Source organism: Agrobacterium sp. ST15.13.013, assembly GCF_027956525.1.
GTDB classification, from domain to species: Bacteria; Pseudomonadota; Alphaproteobacteria; order Rhizobiales; family Rhizobiaceae; genus Agrobacterium; species Agrobacterium salinitolerans.
In genome coordinates, this window is the sequence record NZ_JAQKGP010000060.1 from 1 (window position 1) to 2,651 (window position 2,651).

2 protein-coding genes are annotated in these 2,651 nt (G+C 59.7%); both read right to left on the reverse strand.

What is annotated here, in order from left to right; translation table 11 throughout:
• Positions 1–130: 130 nt before the first annotated feature.
• Positions 131–883 carry an IS21-like element helper ATPase IstB gene (istB, locus tag PL597_RS25805; protein WP_027677343.1) on the reverse strand — a complete coding sequence of 251 codons (753 nt, stop codon included), beginning with the start codon at positions 881–883 and terminating at the stop codon, positions 131–133.
• 18 nt (positions 884–901) lie between these two features.
• The gene (gene istA / locus PL597_RS25810; protein ID WP_271366639.1) at positions 902–2,455 is read right to left on the reverse strand and encodes an IS21 family transposase; all 1,554 of its coding nucleotides are present in this window, start codon (positions 2,453–2,455) and stop codon (positions 902–904) included.
• Positions 2,456–2,651: the final 196 nt, after the last annotated feature.

Below are 2,651 nucleotides of genomic sequence, written 5' to 3' on the forward strand. Positions count from 1 at the left end.
TGCGGATTTCGGATTAACGGGACATCGATTCCGGTAAATCCCGGACAGTCGTTTCACTAAATCGCGGACAGTCTCGCGGGATCGACTTTCGTTCGCCTGGTTGATGTCATTGGTTATTGATTTCGGCGTTTTACGCTTCGGTCAAGAGCGGTCTTGGTTTTTGCTTCCTCATGCTGTCTCCTTCGAGCGCAATTCGATGGGCGTTATGGACGATACGATCGAGGATGGCGTCAGCGATTGTTGGTTCTCCGATCATCTCATGCCACTGCGCGACGGGGAGCTGGGCGGTGATTAGAGTGGATTTCCGGCGGTAGCGCTCTTCGAAGATTTCCAGGAGATCGAGCCGCTGCTGATCGCTGAGCGCGTGGGTTCCCCAGTCATCAAGGATGAGCAATTGAACACGCGCGAGCTTGTCGACCAATCGGGGAAACCGGCCGTCGAGGCGCGCTAGCGCCAAATCCTCGAAGAGACGGGGCATGCGGACATAGAGAACGGAATAATCGAGGCGGGCCGCTTGCCGTCCGATGGCGCAGGCGAGCCATGTTTTGCCCGTTCCCGTTTGTCCGGTCAGGATCAAGTGCTCATGGGCCTTGAGCCATTCGCCTTGGGCAAGCGAGAGGAGCTGTCGGCGGTCGAGGCCGCGAGGGGCGGCGAAGTCGATGTTCTCGATGCAAGCATCGGGGAAACGCAGTTTGGCGATTGCAAGCCGGTTGGTCAGTCGCTTGTCGCCGCGCACGGCCATCTCCCGATCAAGCATCAGGCCGAGCCATTCATCGCGGTTGAGATCGCTGCCCTCAGGTTGATTGGCCAGGTCGCGATATGCTGCCGCCATGCCGGATAGGCCGAGCGCATGCATCTGGTCGAGGGTTGGATGTGTGAGCATGTGAGTATCTTCCTTTCTTCACTGGTAATAGGAGCTGCCGCGGATGTTGCCATGCACCGGGGTGGGCTTGACTGGCTCAGCACCAGGCGGGGCCTGATCGAGACCGGATTTGAGGATGGTGCTGACGGAGGAATAGCTGAGCGCATTGATCGTCAGTGCCCGATCGCACGCCGCTTCCAGACGCTCGGGGCCGTACCGGCGCGCGAGCGATAGAACGCCTTGAGCGGCGCGGTATCCCTGCTGAGGATGAGGTCTATCGCGCATCAGCCGCTCGATCAGGATTGCAGCGTTGCGGCCAATCTTTGCAGCTTGCTTGATGAGGCTCGCAGGCGTCGTGTTGGCATAATGCTGATGTGTCTTCGGCATGTGCTCGTTGACGGTGACATGACCGCCCCGCTGCGACGTCCGGCGGTGGCTGGCGACGCGTTGGTGATCATGGAAGATCTCGACGATCCGGCTTGTAAGCCGGACATCGATCTGGCGGCCGATCAGGCGGTGTGGCACGGAATAGAAGGCCTTGTCGACCTCGACATGGTAGTCGGGATGAACCTTTGCCGACTTCCATTCGGAATATTCGAATGGCGTTGCCGGCAAGGGCGCAAGCGCGTCTTGCTCGATCTCCTCGAAGAGCTGCCGCCGGGATTTGCCAACCCGGCGCATCGGCCGGCTATTGAGATCGTCGAGAAGCTGGCTGATCCGCACATTGAGATCGACAAGGCTGAAGAAACGGTCGTTTCTCAGCCGCGCCAGGATCCAGCGCTCGACGATGAGAACGCTGCCTTCGACCTTGGCCTTGTCCTTCGGCCGTTTCGGACGGGTCGGCAGGATCGTCGTGTCGTAATGCTCGGCGAATGCCGCAAAAGTGGCGTTGATGGTCGGCTCGAACCACAAGGGCTTGGCAACGCCGGCCTTGAGGTTGTCGCAGACGATGGCTTTCGTCACGCCACCGAAGAAACCCAGCGCCCGCTGCTGACCCTCGATCCAGTCCGGCAACCGTTGAGTGAAGCTTGCATAGGCGAAGGTGTACAAGGAGGCTGGCAGAACCGCGACGAAGATCTGCGCCAGCCGGATTTCGCCCGTCACCGGATCGATCACCGGGACGGTTTGGCCGGCGTAGTCGGTCTGCATCGCCGCGCCGGCAGTGTGGCGATTGCGGAAGGTGGCGCTGGCGCGCTGTTCGAAAGCGGCGAACCGCTCGCAGAACCACGTGTATCCGTAACCGTTGGGGTGCCGTTCGCGATATTCCTGCCACAACAGCGTCAGTGTCACGCCCTTCCGCTTCAATTCACTGGCGATCTTGCCCCAGTCGGGTTCGTGCATGTCCTGGGGCGGACGGCCGCGACGATGGAACAGGCGGCGCTGCAGAATGCCATCATCGTCCAGCCCAGGCGGCAACGGCCAGCCCGTCAACCCGGCCTCACGCGCCCGCAGCAGGTAGGTCGAAATGGTCGTTTTGCTGATCTTCAGCCGTTCCGATATCGCACGAACCGAAAGCCCCTGTTCGTGCGTCAGTCGCAATATCGATCGAATGTCCTTCACGTCAGTAAGTCTCACCTGCTTCCGCCTCGCCATTCATCAGCCCCTCGTTCAAATCGAGGTCCAGAATGGCAAAACGGCGCGTGCGAAAGTCGATCTCTTTATGCCGAAAGACTGTCCGGGATTTACCGGAATCGCTGTCCGCGAATTAGCGGAAATGCTGTCCCGGATTTAGTGAAATCGCTGTCCGGGATTTAATGGAATCCCTGTCCGCGAATTACCGAAACCCGCA